Here is a 16,490-nt window from a genome sequence, read left to right on the forward strand (position 1 = left end):
GCCTAAAATCGCATAGCGCGGCAGCCACGGATTCCTGTCCAAAATAGGCATGGACCTGTCTCGACCTGCGGAATCGGCATGGGTCGGAATCAGCGACCGCCGGTCAGGCGGGCTCGGGATCCTGGCTCGTCCGCGCCTGACGCCGGCTGTGCAGGTCCACCACCGTCGGCCGCACCGAGCGCTCCAGCGAACCCCGGAGATCGGCCAGCATCTCGGCCGGCTCGCGCTCGCGCATGCGCGTGGCCATCTCGACGCGCTCGTCCACCTTCCTGCGGAGGTACGCCTCGCGGTTGACGCGCAGGCCGTACATGAGCTCGACCCTGATGAGGGCCAGCTCCTCCTCGAGGCTGATGCCCGCGAGCGTGGGCGCCGAGCGCCTCTTCCTGATGATGCGACGGAACATGAGGGCCTCCCGATTCAGCGTGAACGCCGTGACGATTCGACGCGCGGGGGCCCAAAGTGGTTGACGCATCAGTTATCCCTGGAACAAACGTCTGGTCGTTCCAGGGACACCAGACGCCTATGGGGGCTTCGCCGCCGGCCGCCGTCGGTAACCTACCGTAGCGAACGCTCGCTGTCCGTGAGCGCCGTGCCGTCGAAGACGTCAGACGTTGAAGCGGAACTCCACGACGTCGCCGTCGCGCATCACGTAGTCCTTGCCCTCGATGCGCGCCTTGCCCGCCGAACGGGCGTTGGCGATCGAACCGGCCTCCACCAGGTCGTCGAAGGAGACGACCTCGGCCTTGATGAAGCCGCGCTGGAAGTCGGTGTGGATGACGCCCGCCGCCTCGGGCGCCGTGGCACCCTTGCGGATCGTCCAGGCCCTGGTCTCCTTCGGCCCGGCCGTCAGGTACGTCTGCAGGCCCAGCGTCTCGAAGCCGACCCTGGCGAGCTGGCGCAGGCCCGACTCCTCCTGGCCCACCGACTGCAGCAGCTCCAGCGCCTCCTCCTCGTCGAGCTCCACCAGCTCCGACTCGATCTTGGCGTCGAGGAACACGGCCTCGGCCGGGGCCACCAGCGTCGAGAGCTGCTCCCTGAGCGCGGTGTCGGTCAGCTCGTCGGCGTCGAGGTTGAACACGTACAGGAACGGCTTGGCGGTGAGCAGGTGCAGCTCGCGCAGCTCCTCACGGTCGAGGCCGCTCTCGAAGACGGTCTTGCCGGTCTCCAGGACGGCCAGGGCGGCCTCGGCGGCCTCCAGGGCGGCCTTCTTGTCCTTGTTGTTGCGCGCCTCCTTCTGCAGGCGCGGCACGGCCTTCTCGACCGTCTGCAGGTCGGCCATGATCAACTCGGTGTTGATCGTCTCGATGTCGCGCTTCGGGGAGATCTCGCCGTCGACGTGCGTCACGTCGGGGTCGCTGAAGACGCGGATGACCTGGCAGATCGCGTCGGTGTCGCGGATGTTGGCGAGGAACTGGTTGCCCCTGCCCTGACCCTCCGAGGCCCCCTTGACCAGGCCCGCGATGTCCACGAACTCGACCTTGGCGGGCAGGATGCGGGCCGAGGAGAAGATCTCGGCCAGCACGGGCAGCCGGTCGTCGGGCACGCCGACGATGCCCACGTTGGGCTCGATGGTGGCGAACGGGTAGTTCGCCGCGAGCGCGTTGCCGGTCTTGGTCAGCGCGTTGAAGAGCGTGGACTTACCGACGTTGGGCAGGCCGACGATGCCGATGGAGAGACTCACGAACGCAGAGTTTACTGGCTGAGCACGTACAGACAGGTCACCGGACGGTTGCCCTCGTCGGCGCGCAGGTAGCGCCGCGAGCTGGGCGGGCAGCGCGCGGGCGTGACCTCGAACGACAGCACCCTGGCCCAGGCGTGCGGGGAGTCGCAGGGCACCCGGGTGACGGCCGACCGGGCGATCACGTCGGTGGCGGGCTCGGCCACGCAGGCGCCGCGGTCGAGCACCTGGCCGCCCCGGCCCAGGCAGATGACCTGGGAGTCGCCGTCGAGGGTGTCGAGGGTGTCGAGGGTGCCGTCGGGGCAGGCGGCGGGCTCGCCGGCGAGGGCGAGCGCCCTGCCGTACCAGCCGGGCCGCGCGCAGGCCCGCTCGCGGCCGTCCAGCGTGACGCAGTCGCCCGGCCTGAGCAGGCCGCCGCCTCCGCCGGGGGCGCCGGGATGCGGCTCCAGGAAGTTGCGCACGCACGCCGTACGGCCCGCGCCGACCCGCAGGACCTCGTCGGTGTCCACCGGGCACTCGCCGGGCGCCGGCGGGTCGGAGGCCATGGCCACCACCTCGGAGTCGCCACCGTTGCACGCCGTCAGCGCCAGCTCGCCGGTGACGCACGCGCCGGGCGTCCAGCGCAGCACCGGGCGGGGCTGAGTGGCCTCCCCCGAGCCCGCGATGACCGCGCCGCCCAGCGCGACCATGACCGCAGCCACGGCGACGCCCGCGGCGGCGAGCTTCGGTACCGTATCCATCCCCGTACTGTGCGTGACGGGCGATGAGGCGCACAAGCGGAACGCCCAAGCGTGTCGGGAAGATTCGCGCCCCGCATCCTGGGATCATCGCTGGGATGGACGTCGTGTCGCTTCTCATCGGTCTCGCCGTCGGTCTGCTCGTGGGGTTCCTGGTGGCCAGGACACGGGCGGCGGTGCGGGTGGCCGAGGCCGACGCGCGCGCCAAGTCGGCGGCCGAGAAGCTGGTCTACGTCGAGGAGCAGCTCGCCGAGCGGTTCCAGGCGCTGTCCACGCGCGCCCTCGACGTCAACAACATCCGCTTCCTGGAACTGGCCGAGACCAGGCTCGCGGCCAGCCGCGCGGAGGCCACCGGCGACCTGGAGCAGCGCAAGCAGGCCGTCGAGCACCTGGTCGAGCCGCTGAAGGACGCGCTGGCCCGGGTCGAGTCGCAGCTGCGTGACACCGAGTCGGGGCAGCGGGCGGCACGGGCCGAGCTGGCCAAGCAGATGGAGTTCGTCCGCCAGAGCAACGAGCAGCTCCGCTCCCAGACCACCGCCCTGGTCAGGGCGCTGCAGCGGCCCGAGGCCCGCGGCCGGTGGGGCGAGCTGCAACTGCGCAGGGTCGCGGAGATCGCCGGCATGCAGCGCCACTGCGACTTCGACGAGCAGGTCACCGAGGGCTCCATGCGGCCCGACATGGTCGTCAGGCTCGCCGGGGGCAAGAACATCGTGGTCGACTCCAAGGTCTCGCTGGCCGCCTACCTGGAGGCCGCCGAGGCCTCGGACGAATCGCTCGCCTCCGTACGCCTGGACGCGCACGCCAGGCACGTGCGCGAGCACATCGACCGGCTGGCGGCCAAGGCGTACTGGCAGGGGTTCAACCCGTCGCCGGAGTTCGTGGTGCTGTTCATCCCCGGCGAGGCGTTCCTGGCGCCGGCGCTCGAACGCGACCCCGGGCTGCTGGAGTACGCGATGACGCGGCGCGTGCACATCGCCACCCCCACGACGCTGATCACGATGCTGCGCACCGCGCACTACGCCTGGCAGCAGGCCGCGCTGAGCGAGAACGCGCGGGCGGTGTTCGAGCTGGGCAAGGAGCTGTACGAGCGGCTGTCGTCCCTGGGCAGGAACGTGGAGTCGCTGGGCAAGGCGCTGACGCGGGCCGTGGAGGCGTACAACAAGTCGGTCGGATCGCTCGAAAGCCGCGTCCTGGTCACGGCGCGCAAGCTGCACGATCTCGGCGTCGTGGACGGCGAGCTCGACGCGCCCGAGATGCTCGAAGGGCTGCCCAGGCCGCTGGCCTCCCCAGAACTGCTCGAAACCTCATCTCTGATAACCCACGCGAACGGTAAGTTGGCAGGCGGGTCGCAGTAAATGGGGGTGGGCCAGTGGTGGGTGAGAAGGGCAGGCGCTCTGCGGTCAGGTTGACGGCTCGCGGCGCCATCGCGCTCGCCCTGGTGGCCACCCTGGCGGGCTACGTCCTGACGGCCGTGTTCGGCGTGGAGCAGATCGTGGGCGCGGCGTTCGTGCTGGCCAGCGTGCTCGGCGTGGTGCTGGTCAACCGGCGCGAGCTGCTGTCGCTGGTGGTGACGCCGCCGCTGGTGTTCTTCTGCGCCACGCTCTTCGTGGAGCTGGGGCGGGCGTTCGGCTCGGTGTCGATCGTGCAGTCGCTGGCGCTGGGCCTCTACACGTCGATGACGCAGGGGGCGCCGTGGCTGTTCGCGGGCTCGGCCCTGGTGCTGGGGATCGCGTGGCGGCGCGGGCTCCGCGACAACGTACGGGAGCTTCGGGAAGAGCTGAAGGCGGGCGCGGAGATGACGCGCCCGCGCCAGCCGTTCGTGCCGGAGCCCGAAGGGTACTTCGAGCCCAAGGTGTACGGGACCCCGCGCGGCGAGGACTGAGGCCGCGAGGCTACGAGGCGCGCAGGTCCTTGCGCAGCTCGTGGGGCAGGGCGAAGCGCATGCTCTCCTGCACCGGCTCCACCTCCGTCACGTCGCCGAACCCGTGCCCGGCCAGCTTCGCCAGCACCTCCTCGACCAGCTCTTCCGGCACCGAGGCGCCGCTGGTGACGCCGACCGTGGTGACGCCGTCGAGCCACTCGTCGCAGATGAAGTCGGCGTTGTCGACCAGGTACGACTCCTGCGCGCCGTAGTCCTTGGCCACCTCGACCAGCCGCTTGGAGTTGGAGGAGTTCTCCGAGCCGACCACGATGACGAGCTGCGACTCGGCGGCGATCTCCTTGACCGCGATCTGGCGGTTCTGCGTGGCGTAGCAGATGTCGTCGCTGGGCGGGTCGATCAGCGTGGGGAAACGCTCCTTGAGCCGGGCCACGGTCTCGGTGGTCTCGTCGACCGAGAGCGTGGTCTGCGACAGCCACACCAGCCTGCTCGGGTCCTTGACCTGCACCTTGTCGACCGAGTCGAGCCCGTCGACGAGCTGGATGTGGTCGGGGGCCTCACCGGAGGTGCCCTCGACCTCCTCGTGACCCTCGTGCCCGATCAGCAGGATGTCGTAGTCCTTGGCCGCGAACCGCTTGGCCTCGTTGTGCACCTTGGTCACCAGCGGGCAGGTGGCGTCGATGGTGCGCAGGTTGCGCTGCTTGGCCTCCTCGTGCACGGCCGGCGAGACGCCGTGGGCGGAGAAGACCACGATCTCCCCCTCGGGCACCTCCTCGGTCTCGTCGACGAAGATGGCGCCCCTGGCCTCGAGCGTCTTCACGACATGAGTGTTGTGGACGATCTGCTTGCGGACGTAGACGGGGGCGCCGTACTGCTCCAGAGCCTTCTCGACCGCTACCACGGCTCGATCGACTCCGGCGCAGTAACCCCGTGGCTTGGCTACGAGGACTCGGCGGGAAGAGGGGGTCTGGGGCTCCATACTTCTTATGCTACGTGGAGCGGCCATCTGGCCCGCGCGTGCGTGGTTGCCCACGGTTTGCCAGACTAGCCGTCCCATACTGACCTCCCAGGGAGACGTACATGTCCCTCAGCGACGTGATACGCAACATCGCAAGAACCGTCACCAACAAGGACGAGCTCAAGGAGAAGGCGAAGGACCTGCCGCTCATGGTCGTCCAGACCACGCTCAGCGCCGCCGGGCAGGCGCTGCTGCTCGTGGACCGGATGAAGAACTCCATCAAGGGGCTCGGCGGCAAGGAGGAGCGCGAGGAGGAGTACGACTCCCGCCCGTCCGCCGCCGAGCAGGTGGCCGCCGCCCCCGCCGAGTCCTCCGAGTCCTCCGAGGACAAGCCGGCGCGCAAGGAGCCGGTCATCTTCGCTCCCCGCTCCGGGGCGGCCGAGTCCAACGGCGTCGCCAAGGCCAAGCCGGACCCGGTCATCTTCACGCCCGCGGCCAAGACGGAGCCGACCGGCCAGGCGGAGCCCGCCACGGTCACCGAGCCGGCGGAGCAGGTGAAGCCCGCCACGGTCACCGAACCGGCGAACCAGGCGAAGCCCGCGACAGTCACCGAACCGCAGGCCGACGCCACCGCCGCGCCCGCCGCCGCCCCCACCGCGCCTCCCGCCGCGTCCGAGGCCGACCTCAAGGCCGCCGAGCCGCAGGCCGAAGCCGCACCCAAGGTCACCGAACCGCAGGCCGAGGCTGCACCCAAGCCCGCCGAGCCGCAGGCCGCGCCCAAGCCCGCTGAGGCTGCGGAGCAGGTCGCGCCCGCCGCCCCCAAGGCCGTGGCCGAGCCTGCCGTGGAGGCCCCCGCTCCCAAGCCGAAGGCCGCCAGGAAGCCCAAGGCCGAGCCCAAGACCACCAAGGCCGCCAAGACCACCAAGGCCGCCGAGCCCGCCCCCGCGCCGGAGCCCGCCGCCGCCACCGCCGAGCCCGCCGCGGCCCCCGAGCCGGCCGCCGCCCCCGAGCCGGTCGCCGCCGCCGCCGTGAACCTGACCGAGCCGCTGCCCGGCTGGTCCGAGCTGACCGTGGCCTCCCTGCGCGCCAGGATGCGCGGCAAGACGGCCGAGCAGATCGGCGACTTCCTCGCCTACGAGCGGGGGACGACGGCGCGGCCCGAGGTCATCAAGATGTTCGAGAACCGCCTCGCCAAGCTCCAGGCCGGCGAATAGGTCACTAGTCTTCCCCCATGACCTCGAAGACCACCCCTGAGTCCCCCCTGCCGATCCGCACGGTCCTGCAGATGGTGGGCGGCTGGATCGGCAGACTCGGCACGGTCTGGGTCGAAGGAGAGATCACCGACCTGAGCGCGCGTGGCGGCACGGTGTTCCTCACCCTGCGCGACCCGGTCGCCAACGTGTCGGCCAGGGTCACCGCCCCGCGCGGCGTCTATGAGGCGACGGTGCCCAGGCCGTCCAACGGCGCCAGGGTGGTGCTGCACGTCAAGCCCGACTTCTGGGTCAACAAGGGCTCGTTCGCGTTCACCGCGCTGGAGATGCGCCCGGTGGGCGTGGGCGAGATGCTGGTCAGGCTGGAGCGGCTCAGGCAGTTGCTGGCCGCCGAAGGGCTGTTCAACGCCGACAGGAAGCGGCGGCTGCCGTTCCTGCCGGGCACGATCGGGCTCATCTGCGGCCGCGAGTCGGCGGCCGAGCGCGACGTGCTGGAGAATTCGCGGCGCCGCTGGCCGGCCGTGCGGTTCAAGGTCGAGGAGGTGGCCGTCCAGGGGCCGTACGCGGTGACCGAGGTGACGGAGGCGCTGCGCAAGCTCGACGCCGACTCCTCGGTCGACGTGATCGTCGTCGCCCGCGGCGGCGGCTCCCTGGAGGACCTGCTGCCCTTCTCCGACGAGACGCTCGTCCGCGCGGTGGCCGCCTGCCGGACGCCTGTGGTGAGCGCGATCGGCCACGAGCAGGACAGCCCGCTGCTCGACATGGTGGCCGACGTACGCGCCTCCACCCCCACCGACGCCGCCAAGAAGGTGGTGCCGGACGTCGGCGAGCAGCTCACGCTGGTGCGCCAGCTCCGCGACCGCGGCCGCAGGGTGATGAGCGGCTGGCTCGACCGGGAGATGTCCTGGCTGACGTCCGTACGCTCGCGGCCCTCGCTGGCCGACCCGGTACGCGAGCTGGAGCGCCGGGCCGAGCAGGCCGAGGCGCTGCGCGACCGGGCCAGGCGCTCGCTGTCGGGCTCGCTCGACCGCGCCGCCGACGACCTCGCCCACCTGCGTGCCCGCCTCGTCTCCCTGTCCCCGGCGGCGACTCTGGAGCGCGGCTACGCCATCGTGCAGCACCCGTCGGGCGAGGTCGTCCGCCTGGCCAAGGACGTCGCACCCGGCACGCTGCTGACCATCCGCCTGACCGACGACCGCGTCACCGTACGCGCGGAGGACCCGGACGCCTGACCGGTTCCGGGCATGGCCGCCTTCCGCGGCTCGGAGGGCAACCTGCTCGGCCTCATGACGTAGCGCGCGTGACCGCCCCGGCCAGCGCCTCCAGGCCGGACTTGATCTGCTCGACCGTCATGCCGCGCTCCTCCCGCTGGCAGGCGATCAGGTGCGCGTTGACCGGCGCGAGCAGCGCGTCGGCCAGGTACGCGGCGTCCGCGCCCGGGCACGCCCGCGCGAGCAGCGTGGCGAGGTGGATGTGGTGCACCCGGTACGGCCCGGTGAAGCGCTTGGCCGTGCCGCCCTTCTCCAGCAGCAGGAACAGCGCCTCGTCCGCCAGGATGCGATCGACCAGCGCGTGCAGGAACGCCACGATCCGCTCGCGGGCGGGCGCGCCGGGGCCGAGCGGCGGCGGCCCGGACAGGAACGCCGCCTGGAACCGCCGCTCCCGCTCGTCGATCAGCGCCAGCAGCAGCCCGGTACGGTCGCCGAACCGCCGGTAGACGGTGCCCACGCCGACGCACGCCTCGCGGGCGACCTCGTCGAGCGAGAGGTTGTCGGCGCCGCACTCGGTGACCATGCGCGCCGCCACCTCGATGATCTTCTGCCGGTTGCGGGCGGCGTCGGCACGCTCAGGCTGGGGCTGCCCGACGACGGGCAACGATCGACGTTCGCGCACGGGCGCAGCATACCGGTTGTAAACGGAGAGTCCTCCGATTAATCTGTCAACCGGAGAATTCTCCGATTATTTGAGGAGCCGAGGATGCCCAGCGATTTCAACCAGCAGATCATCGACGAGTTCCGGGCCAACGAGGGCCGGGTCGGCGGCATGTTCGAGGGCTCCCCCCTGGTGCTGCTCACCACCACGGGAGCGAAGAGCGGCAGGTCCGTCACCACTCCGGTCATGTACCTGGCGGACGGTGACCGCTACGTCATCATCGCCTCCAACGCCGGCGCCGATCACCACCCGGCCTGGTACCACAACCTGCGCGCCACGCCCGAGGCGACGGTGGAGGTCGGGACGGAGGAGTTCAAGGTGAAGGCGGAGTTCGTCGAGGGTGCGGAGCGCGACGAGCTCTACGCCCGGATGGTGGCCCAGGCTCCGGGTTTCGCCGAGTACGAGGCCAAGACCACCCGCCGCATCCCGGTAGTGGCCCTCCTCCGCACGGCCTCCTGACCGCAGGGACCGTCGGCCGGTGCAGGCGGTCGTTCACACGAGACCATCGGCCGGTGCGGGCAGCCGTTCGTGGGAAATCGTCGGCCGGCAAGGACCGCTGCTCGCGCCACGGTAGGCACCGAGCGGTCCGGCGAGCGCAGCGCGACGGTGCGGGGGCCCGGCGCGCTGGGCGCGAGCGAGCCCGCGAAGGCGCGGCCGAGCCGAGCCCGAGAAAAGGCGCGCCCGCTAGAAGGGGGCGTCGTTCGAGTGGCCGGAGGCAGGGTCGGAGCGGCGGGCCATGGCGGCGGCGAGCTTGACGCGAGCCCCCTGGAGCCACTCCTCACAGACGGCAGCCAGCTTCTCCCCCCGCTCCCACAGCTCGATCGACTGCTCCAGGGTGAGCCCTCCGGTCTCCAGCCGGCGCACCACCTCGGTCAGCTCCTCGCGGGCCTGCTCGTAGGACGGGGTCTTCTCGCCTGATTCCTCTGCCACGGCCACCACCCTAGACGCGCCGGCCGACAACCTCAGCCTTTGGGCCGCTGCTGGAGCTGCGCCGCCAGCTCACCCAGCTCCGCCCAGTCGGCCGTACCGGTGATGACGAGCGTCACGTCGGGCAGCACGCGCACCAGCGAGCGCTGGTTCTTGTCCTCGCGGAAGCGCTGCTCCCACGCCACACCGCCGATCTGCTGCGTGCCCTCCGTCTTGTCGGTGTTGGACATGCGGTTGGCGAAGCCGGCCGCAGGCTGCTCGTTGCTCTGCGCGAACATCGCGTGCTCGCGCTTGGCGGTGGCGTAGCCGAGGTAGAGGACCTGCGCGCCGTTCTCGCCCTTGGCGATCCTGTTGCTGTTGGGCACCCAGCCGGCCGGGTCCTGCCGCGGGGCCCACACGCCGAAGGGCACCGCGTGGCCGAAGTTGGCGACGGTGATGGAGTACTCGAGCCGCGGGATGTGCTCCTCCCGGCTCTGCGGGGTGACCAGCAGGAACAGCCCGGCCCCCGCGAGGCACACGAAAAGGGCTACCGCGTAGCCGTACAGACCTTGGGTGAACCGTCGCACAGTTGGCGAGGTTACCCGCTGGAGGGCGTGGTCGCCGAAGCGGCCGGGCGGATCCGGCCGATGATGGCCAGCACCTCCTCCGCCAGCCCGCGATCGCCGGAGCGCACCACCTCGGACACGGCCGCCGCCAGCGCCCCGGTGACCACCACGACGAGGGCGGGCTCGTCCTCGAACAAGGCCGCGTTGCGCTGGGCCCACACCCGCAGCCGGTCGCGCATCACCACGTCGAAACCGGGCGGCCCGTCCCCGCGCAGGAACAGCGCGGCCAGCTCGCGCTCCTCCAGGCAGCCCTCCAGGTACGCGCGGGCGGCGCCGACGAACACGCGCATGGGGTCGCTCTCGCCGTCGGCGCGGGCCGAACGGACCGCCCGCTTGGTCCGCTGCGTCTGCCTGGCCTGGAACTCCTCCCACAGCGTGAGGTACAGGTCGGCCTTGCCGGAGAAGTGGTGGTAGAGGCTGCCCACGCTGGCGTCGGCCCTGGCCACCACGTCCGTCACGCCCGCCTCGGCGAAGCCCTTCGAGACGAAGATCTCTCTGGCGGCGGCGAGCAGCGAGCTGCGCGTGGCGGCACCACGCTCGGACGTACGCGGCTGGGCGACCGCATTCTCCACATCAGGGCTCATACGGGATCTCCTCCACGGCGGGGGCGCCACGCTCCATGTTGGAGGCAAGATCCTTGGCGCGCACATGGTATGACGCAAAAACCGTTCTCGGTAAGCAGATTAACCCCCTCTGACCGGGAAGAGACCGGCAACTACGATCGAGGCAGTTGTCCCACGAGGAGGGCCAGTCATCATGTCCGACCAGACTTCCGTGCCACCGGCGCTCGCCACCAGCGAGCACGCCCCCGATCGCAACCTGGCGCTGGAGCTCGTCCGCGTCACGGAGGCCGCCGCGATGGCGGCCGCCCGCTGGGTCGGCAGGGGTGACAAGAACGGCGCGGACGGCGCTGCCGTGAACGCCATGCGCCAGCTCATCAACACCGTGTCGATGAACGGCGTGGTCGTGATCGGCGAGGGCGAGAAGGATCACGCCCCGATGCTGTTCAACGGCGAGCAGGTCGGCGACGGCAGCGGCCCCGACTGCGACGTGGCGGTGGACCCCATTGACGGCACGCGGCTGACGGCGCTGGGCATGCCCGACGCGGTGTCGGTGATCGCGGTCAGCGAGCGCGGCTCGATGTACGACCCGTCGGCCGTGTTCTACATGGAGAAGCTGGTCACCGGCCCCGAGGCGGCCGACGTGGTGGACATCGAGGCCCCCGTGGCCGACAACATCAACGCCGTGGCCAGGGCCAAGCACTGCTCGGCGTCCGACGTGACCGTGGTCGTGCTCGACCGGCCCAGGCACGAGCGGCTGGTCAAGGAGATCAGGGAGACGGGCGCGCGGATCAAGTTCATCACCGACGGCGACGTGGCCGGCGCGATCATGGCGGCCCGGACGGGCACCGGCATCGACCTGATGCTGGGCATCGGCGGCACGCCCGAGGGCATCGTGGCCGCGTGCGCGCTCAAGTGCCTGGGCGGGGTGATCCAGGGCAGGCTGTGGCCGCGCGACGACGCGGAGCGGGCCAGGGCCGTCGAGGCCGGGCACGACCTCGGTCAGGTGCTCACGACGAACGACCTGGTCAGGTCCGACGACGTGTTCTTCGCCGCGACCGGGATCACGCACGGCGAGCTCATGCAGGGTGTACGGTTCCGCGCCGGCTCCGCGGTGACGGAATCGCTGGTGATGCGCGGCCGGTCGGGCACCATCCGCAAGATCGAGAGCGAGCACCAGCTCTGGAAGCTGCGCGCGTACAGCGCGATCAACTTCGACACCGCGGGCTGAGGCACAGCACACGGAGGCGGCACCGCGGGCTGGGGCAGCACCGTGGGCTGGGGCGGCACCGCGGGTTGAGGTGCCGCCGGATGAGGTACGGCCGGATGGCCCGGCTGGGCGTCAGCGGCGGCGCTTGCGGCGGGGTGGCTCCTTGACCTTGATCTCGCCCGCGAAGTTCGTCGTGCGCACCTCGACGACCGGTGCCCCCGGCTCGGTGGGCTGTTTGGTCAGGCGGACCGTCTTGTCCTTGGTGACCCTGATCACCTCGAGCCCCTCGGGGACGTGGATCTCCAGCCCGCCGAAGACGAGGGTGGCGTTGATGATGATCCGCCGGTTCTGCAGGATCGCGTCGCGGAAGTCGAGCTTCGTGGTGCCGAACATGGCCGTCACGCCCAGCTCGGCCGGCACCACCCAGCGCCCGCCCCGCTGCTCCTGCTTGAAGATGGCCGAGACCGGCCGGCCGTCGAGGTTGAGCGGCTGCTGGTCGGCGGGCAGCAGGTCGGTCGTGAGCGCGGCCAGCTCGCCGAGCGTACGCGCGGAGTAGAGCACGCCGAGCCGCTCCTCCAGCTCGTCCAGCGTGAGCCGGCCGTCGGCGTGGGCGTCCTGGAGCACCTGGGCGATGCGTTCGCGGTCGGCGTCGGACGCGCGCAGCTCGTGCGGCTGCGGCACGTCGTCGGGCGCCGGGGGACGGCGAGCGGACACCCATTCCTCGGCCAGCCGCTCGCCGACTTCCTGCAGCTTGGGCAACCACGATCCCGCGCGTTCGTTCACACTTCTGACGATATCCGGCTCTCGCCCAGTTCGCTCGTGCCGATTGACCCGGTGTCAGCGGATTCTGGCCAGGAGAGCGGCCATCTCCTCCGCCAGGTTCTCGTTCACTTCGGCGTGGCGGTTGAGCAGCCGGTACCGCGTCGCGCCGAGCAGGAGATCGACGGCGAGCTCCAGGTAAACGTCGGCGGGCAGCGCACCGCGTGCCAGGACGGCGCGGAGCGCGGCGCGGGCCGATGACCCTGGTCCGCAACTCGGCCGGAACGGTCGGGGTCGGACTGCGCCCGAGCGGGCCGGCGGCAGGACCCGAGGCATCGTGGCGGATTTGGCCGAGCTGCGCCAGGTGGAGCGGATGGCGGCGGGGGCGCTGGAGTCCGGCTCGGCTTTCTCATGAATTTCTTAGGAATCTACGCCCACGCATCGCCGTTGTCCCGGCAAAAGGGAGGTGTGCGTGCATCAACCGGCGCGATGGGGTCTCGGCGCGGCAGGCGCGGGCAGCATGGTGATCCTGGGCCTCGACCTGACGAACCTCGACGAGACGAACCCGTTCAGAAGGACCATCAGCGAGCACGGCCTGGGCCCCGACGGGTGGATCTTCGGGCTCGGGGTGGGGTTGCTGGCGGCGGGCTCGCTGGCCATCGGCGTGTCGCTGGCGCGCAAGCGGCTGGCCGGGATCTTCGGCATCGTCGCCCTGCTGGGCTGGAGTGTCGGGCTGTTCCTGACGGCCTGGTTCGAGAAGCACGACTGGTCGGTCGGGCCGAGCCTGAGCGGCAGCATCCATCGGGTGGGTAGCTTCGTGGCCTTCCTCAGCCTGCCGCTGGCGGCCGTGATCATCGCCCGGCCGTGGCGGCACCGGGAGCGGTCGAGGGCCACGCTGGTGGCGTTCGGGCTCGGGATCTGCTCGGTGCTGTGGGTGGCCGGCATCGGCGCCGCGATGCTCATCGGGGCGGGCAACGGGCTGCCGTGGTATCGCGTCATGCCGCTGGGGCTGGTGGAGCGGGGGCTGGCCGTCACCGAGGTGGCGGCGCTGCTGGCGCTCGGCGTGTGGGCCGCCGCCAGGCGGCTGGACGACGCGCCTGAGCCCGCCGGTCAGGGGCGCAGGGTGGCGATGAGGTCGTCCACGTAGCCCTGGAAGACGGCCGCCATGTCCACCCGGTCCGGGTCGATCAGCCACTGCGTCTGCAGGCCGTCCATCATCGCGATCAGCCGGTCGGCGTGCGCCTCGGCGTCGAGGCCGGCTCTGAACTCGCCCCGCTCGACGCCCCTGCGCAGCGCCGTCGCCACCATCTCGCGCAGCCGGCGGTAGCGCCGCCTGGCCCAGTCGTGCCCGGGGTGGCCGGGCGTCACGGCCTCGCCGCTGATCACGGAGAAGAGCTGGACCAGGCCCGGCACCCGGGAGTTGTGCTCGACCACTCCGGCCAGGGCGCGCAGCGCGTCGATCCCGCCGGACGGCTCGAGGTCGAACGTGCGCACGTCCAGCTCGTCGCGGTAGTCCAGCACCGCCACGAGCAGCAGCTCCTTGTTCCTGAAGTGGTGCAGCAGCCCGGCCTGGGACAGCTCGGCGCGCTCGGCGATGCGGGCCAGCGACGCGCCGCGGTAGCCGTGCTCGGCGAACTCCAGCAGCGCGGTGGCCAGGATGCGCTCCCTGCGCGCCGCACCGGTCGCGTAGCCCCGTCTCACTCGCGGCAGCCTATCTCGCCCCTGGCGGAGGGCCTTGGGCAGCCGTTAACCTGACCGCGCCTCACGTTTGATTCCCCCCCGATCAGGAGGCCGCTGTGCCGTCCGCACGTGATCGCCAGGCCCGCGTCGCCACGTACGTCGTCTACGCCGTGCAGGGCCTGTCCTTCGCCTCGTTGCTCATCCAGGTCGCGAACCTCCAGGCCAAGCACCAGCTCGACGAGGGCTCGCTGACGATGTTGCTGCTGGTCGTGCCCGTGTTCGCGGGCGTCGGCAGCGTGGCGGCGGGCGCGTTCGCCGCGCGGTTCGGCAGCAAGCTGCTGCTGCGGATCGCCCAGCCGGTGGTGTCCGGCGCGGTGGTGCTGGCCGGGCTCGCGCCGAACGTGCCGCTGCTGCTGTCGGCGCTGCTGCTGTTCGGGGTGGCGGTGGGCGCGGTGGACGCGGGCATGAACATGCAGGGCGTGGCCGTCGAGCGCAGGTACGGCGTGGAGGTGCTGAACGGGTTCCACTGCGTGTGGAGCGTGTTCAGCCTGGCCGCGGCGCTGTGGGCGTCGGGAGCCGCCGGGCTGCCACTGCCGGTGATTATGGCCCTGCCCATGGTCCTCGCGGTGGCCGGCTCGCTCTACGCCGGGCGGGACCTGTGCACGCGCGAGGAGGAGAAGGTCGAGGCCGCGGGCGCGCCCGCCGCCGGCCGCTTCCCGTGGCGGCCGATCATCCCGCTCTGCCTGGCCATGGGCTTCCTGTACGTCGGCGACGCCGCCGTGTCCAACTTCAACACCGTCTTCATGAAGGACGTGCTCGGCGCGAGCCCCGCCGTGGTCCCGCTGGCGTACGCCGCCTACCAGGCGACCACCCTGGCCGTCAGGCTCGGCGGCGACTTCGCCGTCAGGCGGTACGGCCCCGCCGCCATCGTCAGGATCGGCGGGGTGATCGCCACACTCGGGTTCGTCGGCGTGGTGCTGGCCCCGACGCAGCCGCTGGGCATCGTCGCGTTCGGGCTCACGGGCGTGGGGCTGGCGGTGGTGGCGCCCCAGTCGTTCTCGGCGGCGGGCAAGCTGGACCCGGCGGGCACCGGCGTGGCCATCGCCCGCGTGAACCTCTTCAACTACGTCGGCTTCATCGTGGGCGCCGCCCTGGTGGGCGGCATCGCCGACGCCGCCGACATGCGGGTGGCGTTCGCCGCGCCGCTGGTGCTGGCCGCCGCGATCATCGCCCTGGCCGCGGGCTTCGAGCCGAAGCGCGCCCCCGCGATCAAGTAACCCCCAGCCCGAGCCGCGCCCCCGCGATCAAGTAACCCCCAGCCCGAGCCGCGCCCCCGCGATCAAGTGACCCCCTGACCCGGAGCGCGCCCCCCGCGACCAAGAGGCGCACCCCGCTATCGCCGCACCTCGGTGACCTCGACGGGGCGGCCCTCGCGCAGCGACAGGTCGGCGGCCTCGGCCACGTAGAGCGCCTCCAGCGCGTCCTCGATCGGGCACGGGCTCCGGTCGCTGCGCAGGAAGGCGTCGAGCTCCGCGCGGTAGGCGGTCTCGAAGCGGGCCACGAAGTCCGGCCAGGGCTCCTCCGGGCCGGGCAGGCCCTCGGTGGTGTGCAGCGGGGCTCGCGGGCCGAGGCCGACGGCCTGCGTGCGCCTGGTGCCCGCCAGCTCCATGCGCACGTCGTACCCGCCGCCGTTGTACCGCGAGCCCTGCAGGGTGGCCAGCGTGCCGTCGTCCAGCGTCAGCAGCGCGGCGCTGTTGTCCACGTCGCCCGCCTCGGCGAAGAACGCGGCGCCGCGGTTGGCCCCCCTGGCGTAGACCGACACCACCTCCCGGCCGGTCACCCAGCGCAGGATGTCGAAGTCGTGGATGTGGCAGTCGCGGAAGAGCCCGCCGGACAGCGGGATGTACGCGGCGGGCGGCGGCGCGGGATCGGCCGTGACCAGGTGCACGCGGTGCAGCTCCCCCAGCTCACCGGCCCGCAGCGCGTGCGCCGCCGCCACGTAACCGGGGTCGAACCTGCGCTGGAACCCGATCTGCACCCGGTTGCCCGCGGCGGCCTCCAGCACCTTGACGGTGTCGGCCACCGTGCCCGCCACCGGTTTCTCGCAGAAGGCCGGGATGCCCAGCCGGCACGCCTTCATGATCAGCTCCGCGTGGGTGCTGGTCGGGGTGGCGATGACGACGGCGTCCGCCTCGAACGGGTCGCCCGCCCTGCCGTGCGGTGACGTGCGTACGGGATCGCTCACGATCAGCTCGTCCACCAGGGGGTGCGCGGCCAGGGTCGCGGCGTGGAAGGCCCCGATCCGGCCCAGACCCAGCAGTCCCACACGCATGGCGCCTCCCGTTCGCACGTCT

General features: G+C 71.6%; 20 protein-coding genes. 8 read left to right on the forward strand and 12 right to left on the reverse strand.

Annotated features, from left to right (window positions below; translation table 11 throughout):
• Positions 1–103 precede the first annotated feature (103 nt).
• From ACBJ32_RS41710 to ACBJ32_RS41720, 3 genes are all read right to left on the reverse strand, one after another.
• Positions 104–403 (reverse strand): hypothetical protein, encoded by a 300-nt coding sequence (locus ACBJ32_RS41710; protein WP_357876961.1) that lies wholly within the window; start codon positions 401–403, stop codon positions 104–106.
• A 201-nt stretch (positions 404–604) separates the two neighbouring features.
• Positions 605–1,681, reverse strand: a complete 1,077-nt coding sequence (gene ychF, locus ACBJ32_RS41715) for a redox-regulated ATPase YchF (protein WP_357876958.1) — start codon at positions 1,679–1,681, stop codon at positions 605–607.
• A gap of 11 nt (positions 1,682–1,692) precedes the next feature.
• Positions 1,693–2,418: a hypothetical protein gene (locus tag ACBJ32_RS41720; RefSeq protein WP_375131500.1), complete on the reverse strand. Its 726-nt coding sequence runs from the start codon at positions 2,416–2,418 to the stop codon at positions 1,693–1,695.
• Between the two features lie 95 nt (positions 2,419–2,513).
• Between ACBJ32_RS41720 and rmuC the strand changes: the two genes are divergently transcribed.
• Complete coding sequence (gene rmuC, locus ACBJ32_RS41725; protein ID WP_375131502.1) at positions 2,514–3,770, forward strand: DNA recombination protein RmuC; 1,257 nt, start codon at positions 2,514–2,516, stop codon at positions 3,768–3,770.
• 14 nt (positions 3,771–3,784) lie between these two features.
• Positions 3,785–4,297 (forward strand): DUF6542 domain-containing protein, encoded by a 513-nt coding sequence (locus ACBJ32_RS41730; protein ID WP_375131503.1) that lies wholly within the window; start codon positions 3,785–3,787, stop codon positions 4,295–4,297.
• A 10-nt stretch (positions 4,298–4,307) separates the two neighbouring features.
• Here ACBJ32_RS41730 and ACBJ32_RS41735 read toward each other — a convergent pair whose 3' ends face one another.
• Positions 4,308–5,273, reverse strand: a complete 966-nt coding sequence (locus ACBJ32_RS41735; RefSeq protein WP_375131504.1) for a 4-hydroxy-3-methylbut-2-enyl diphosphate reductase — start codon at positions 5,271–5,273, stop codon at positions 4,308–4,310.
• 101 nt (positions 5,274–5,374) lie between these two features.
• Between ACBJ32_RS41735 and ACBJ32_RS41740 the strand changes: the two genes are divergently transcribed.
• Together ACBJ32_RS41740 and xseA are read left to right on the forward strand one after the other, a co-directional pair.
• On the forward strand, positions 5,375–6,466 hold the full coding sequence (locus ACBJ32_RS41740) for a hypothetical protein (protein ID WP_375131505.1): 1,092 nt from the start codon (positions 5,375–5,377) through the stop codon (positions 6,464–6,466).
• A 17-nt stretch (positions 6,467–6,483) separates the two neighbouring features.
• Complete coding sequence (gene xseA, locus ACBJ32_RS41745) at positions 6,484–7,695, forward strand: exodeoxyribonuclease VII large subunit (protein WP_375131506.1); 1,212 nt, start codon at positions 6,484–6,486, stop codon at positions 7,693–7,695.
• 52 nt (positions 7,696–7,747) lie between these two features.
• Here xseA and ACBJ32_RS41750 read toward each other — a convergent pair whose 3' ends face one another.
• The gene (locus tag ACBJ32_RS41750) at positions 7,748–8,356 is read right to left on the reverse strand and encodes a TetR/AcrR family transcriptional regulator (protein WP_375131507.1); all 609 of its coding nucleotides are present in this window, start codon (positions 8,354–8,356) and stop codon (positions 7,748–7,750) included.
• Positions 8,357–8,440: 84 nt separating this feature from the next.
• Between ACBJ32_RS41750 and ACBJ32_RS41755 the strand changes: the two genes are divergently transcribed.
• Positions 8,441–8,854, forward strand: a complete 414-nt coding sequence (locus ACBJ32_RS41755) for a nitroreductase family deazaflavin-dependent oxidoreductase (RefSeq protein WP_375131508.1) — start codon at positions 8,441–8,443, stop codon at positions 8,852–8,854.
• A gap of 225 nt (positions 8,855–9,079) precedes the next feature.
• On the opposite strand, the gene ACBJ32_RS41760 is transcribed toward ACBJ32_RS41755, so the two are convergent.
• The 3 genes from ACBJ32_RS41760 to ACBJ32_RS41770 are packed head-to-tail and all read right to left on the reverse strand — an operon-like array spanning position 9,080 to position 10,511.
• Positions 9,080–9,325 (reverse strand): exodeoxyribonuclease VII small subunit, encoded by a 246-nt coding sequence (locus ACBJ32_RS41760; RefSeq protein WP_357876932.1) that lies wholly within the window; start codon positions 9,323–9,325, stop codon positions 9,080–9,082.
• Positions 9,326–9,357: 32 nt separating this feature from the next.
• Positions 9,358–9,888 carry a DUF4245 domain-containing protein gene (locus ACBJ32_RS41765; RefSeq protein WP_375131509.1) on the reverse strand — a complete coding sequence of 177 codons (531 nt, stop codon included), beginning with the start codon at positions 9,886–9,888 and terminating at the stop codon, positions 9,358–9,360.
• 11 nt (positions 9,889–9,899) lie between these two features.
• The gene (locus ACBJ32_RS41770) at positions 9,900–10,511 is read right to left on the reverse strand and encodes a TetR/AcrR family transcriptional regulator (protein ID WP_357876927.1); all 612 of its coding nucleotides are present in this window, start codon (positions 10,509–10,511) and stop codon (positions 9,900–9,902) included.
• 172 nt (positions 10,512–10,683) lie between these two features.
• On the opposite strand from ACBJ32_RS41770, the gene glpX reads away from it, so the two are divergent.
• Positions 10,684–11,718 carry a class II fructose-bisphosphatase gene (gene glpX, locus ACBJ32_RS41775; protein WP_357876922.1) on the forward strand — a complete coding sequence of 345 codons (1,035 nt, stop codon included), beginning with the start codon at positions 10,684–10,686 and terminating at the stop codon, positions 11,716–11,718.
• Between the two features lie 111 nt (positions 11,719–11,829).
• On the opposite strand, the gene ACBJ32_RS41780 is transcribed toward glpX, so the two are convergent.
• Together ACBJ32_RS41780 and ACBJ32_RS41785 are read right to left on the reverse strand one after the other, a co-directional pair.
• The gene (locus ACBJ32_RS41780) at positions 11,830–12,480 is read right to left on the reverse strand and encodes a DUF1707 domain-containing protein (protein ID WP_375131510.1); all 651 of its coding nucleotides are present in this window, start codon (positions 12,478–12,480) and stop codon (positions 11,830–11,832) included.
• A 54-nt stretch (positions 12,481–12,534) separates the two neighbouring features.
• Positions 12,535–12,792 carry a TetR/AcrR family transcriptional regulator C-terminal ligand-binding domain-containing protein gene (locus ACBJ32_RS41785; protein WP_375131511.1) on the reverse strand — a complete coding sequence of 86 codons (258 nt, stop codon included), beginning with the start codon at positions 12,790–12,792 and terminating at the stop codon, positions 12,535–12,537.
• 136 nt (positions 12,793–12,928) lie between these two features.
• Here ACBJ32_RS41785 and ACBJ32_RS41790 point away from each other — a divergent pair, with 136 nt between their 5' ends.
• On the forward strand, positions 12,929–13,603 hold the full coding sequence (locus ACBJ32_RS41790; RefSeq protein ID WP_357876913.1) for a DUF998 domain-containing protein: 675 nt from the start codon (positions 12,929–12,931) through the stop codon (positions 13,601–13,603).
• On the opposite strand, the gene ACBJ32_RS41795 is transcribed toward ACBJ32_RS41790, so the two are convergent.
• Positions 13,567–14,157: a TetR/AcrR family transcriptional regulator gene (locus ACBJ32_RS41795; RefSeq protein WP_375131513.1), complete on the reverse strand. Its 591-nt coding sequence runs from the start codon at positions 14,155–14,157 to the stop codon at positions 13,567–13,569. The genes ACBJ32_RS41790 and ACBJ32_RS41795 overlap by 37 nt on opposite strands.
• A 95-nt stretch (positions 14,158–14,252) precedes the next feature.
• Between ACBJ32_RS41795 and ACBJ32_RS41800 the strand changes: the two genes are divergently transcribed.
• Positions 14,253–15,413, forward strand: coding sequence for an MFS transporter (locus tag ACBJ32_RS41800; protein ID WP_375131514.1), 1,161 nt, complete (start codon positions 14,253–14,255; stop codon positions 15,411–15,413).
• Between the two features lie 116 nt (positions 15,414–15,529).
• Here ACBJ32_RS41800 and ACBJ32_RS41805 read toward each other — a convergent pair whose 3' ends face one another.
• Entirely contained in the window at positions 15,530–16,468 is a 939-nt protein-coding gene (locus ACBJ32_RS41805; RefSeq protein ID WP_375131515.1) for a Gfo/Idh/MocA family oxidoreductase, read from the reverse strand.
• Positions 16,469–16,490 lie beyond the last annotated feature (22 nt).

Source organism: Nonomuraea sp. GTA35 (assembly GCF_041950525.1).
Lineage (GTDB): Bacteria > Actinomycetota > Actinomycetes > Streptosporangiales > Streptosporangiaceae > Nonomuraea.

Coding starts and splice junctions, on each gene's coding strand:
- ACBJ32_RS41710 (WP_357876961.1), bottom strand. CDS start 403: ATGTTCCGTCGCATCATCAGGAAGAGGCGCTCGGCGCCCACGCTCGCG.
- ACBJ32_RS41720 (WP_375131500.1), bottom strand. CDS start 2,418: ATGGATACGGTACCGAAGCTCGCCGCCGCGGGCGTCGCCGTGGCTGCG.
- rmuC (WP_375131502.1), top strand. CDS start 2,514: ATGGACGTCGTGTCGCTTCTCATCGGTCTCGCCGTCGGTCTGCTCGTG.
- ACBJ32_RS41735 (WP_375131504.1), bottom strand. CDS start 5,273: ATGGAGCCCCAGACCCCCTCTTCCCGCCGAGTCCTCGTAGCCAAGCCA.
- ACBJ32_RS41740 (WP_375131505.1), top strand. CDS start 5,375: ATGTCCCTCAGCGACGTGATACGCAACATCGCAAGAACCGTCACCAAC.
- xseA (WP_375131506.1), top strand. CDS start 6,484: ATGACCTCGAAGACCACCCCTGAGTCCCCCCTGCCGATCCGCACGGTC.
- ACBJ32_RS41755 (WP_375131508.1), top strand. CDS start 8,441: ATGCCCAGCGATTTCAACCAGCAGATCATCGACGAGTTCCGGGCCAAC.
- ACBJ32_RS41770 (WP_357876927.1), bottom strand. CDS start 10,511: ATGAGCCCTGATGTGGAGAATGCGGTCGCCCAGCCGCGTACGTCCGAG.
- glpX (WP_357876922.1), top strand. CDS start 10,684: ATGTCCGACCAGACTTCCGTGCCACCGGCGCTCGCCACCAGCGAGCAC.
- ACBJ32_RS41785 (WP_375131511.1), bottom strand. CDS start 12,792: ATGCCTCGGGTCCTGCCGCCGGCCCGCTCGGGCGCAGTCCGACCCCGA.
- ACBJ32_RS41805 (WP_375131515.1), bottom strand. CDS start 16,468: ATGCGTGTGGGACTGCTGGGTCTGGGCCGGATCGGGGCCTTCCACGCC.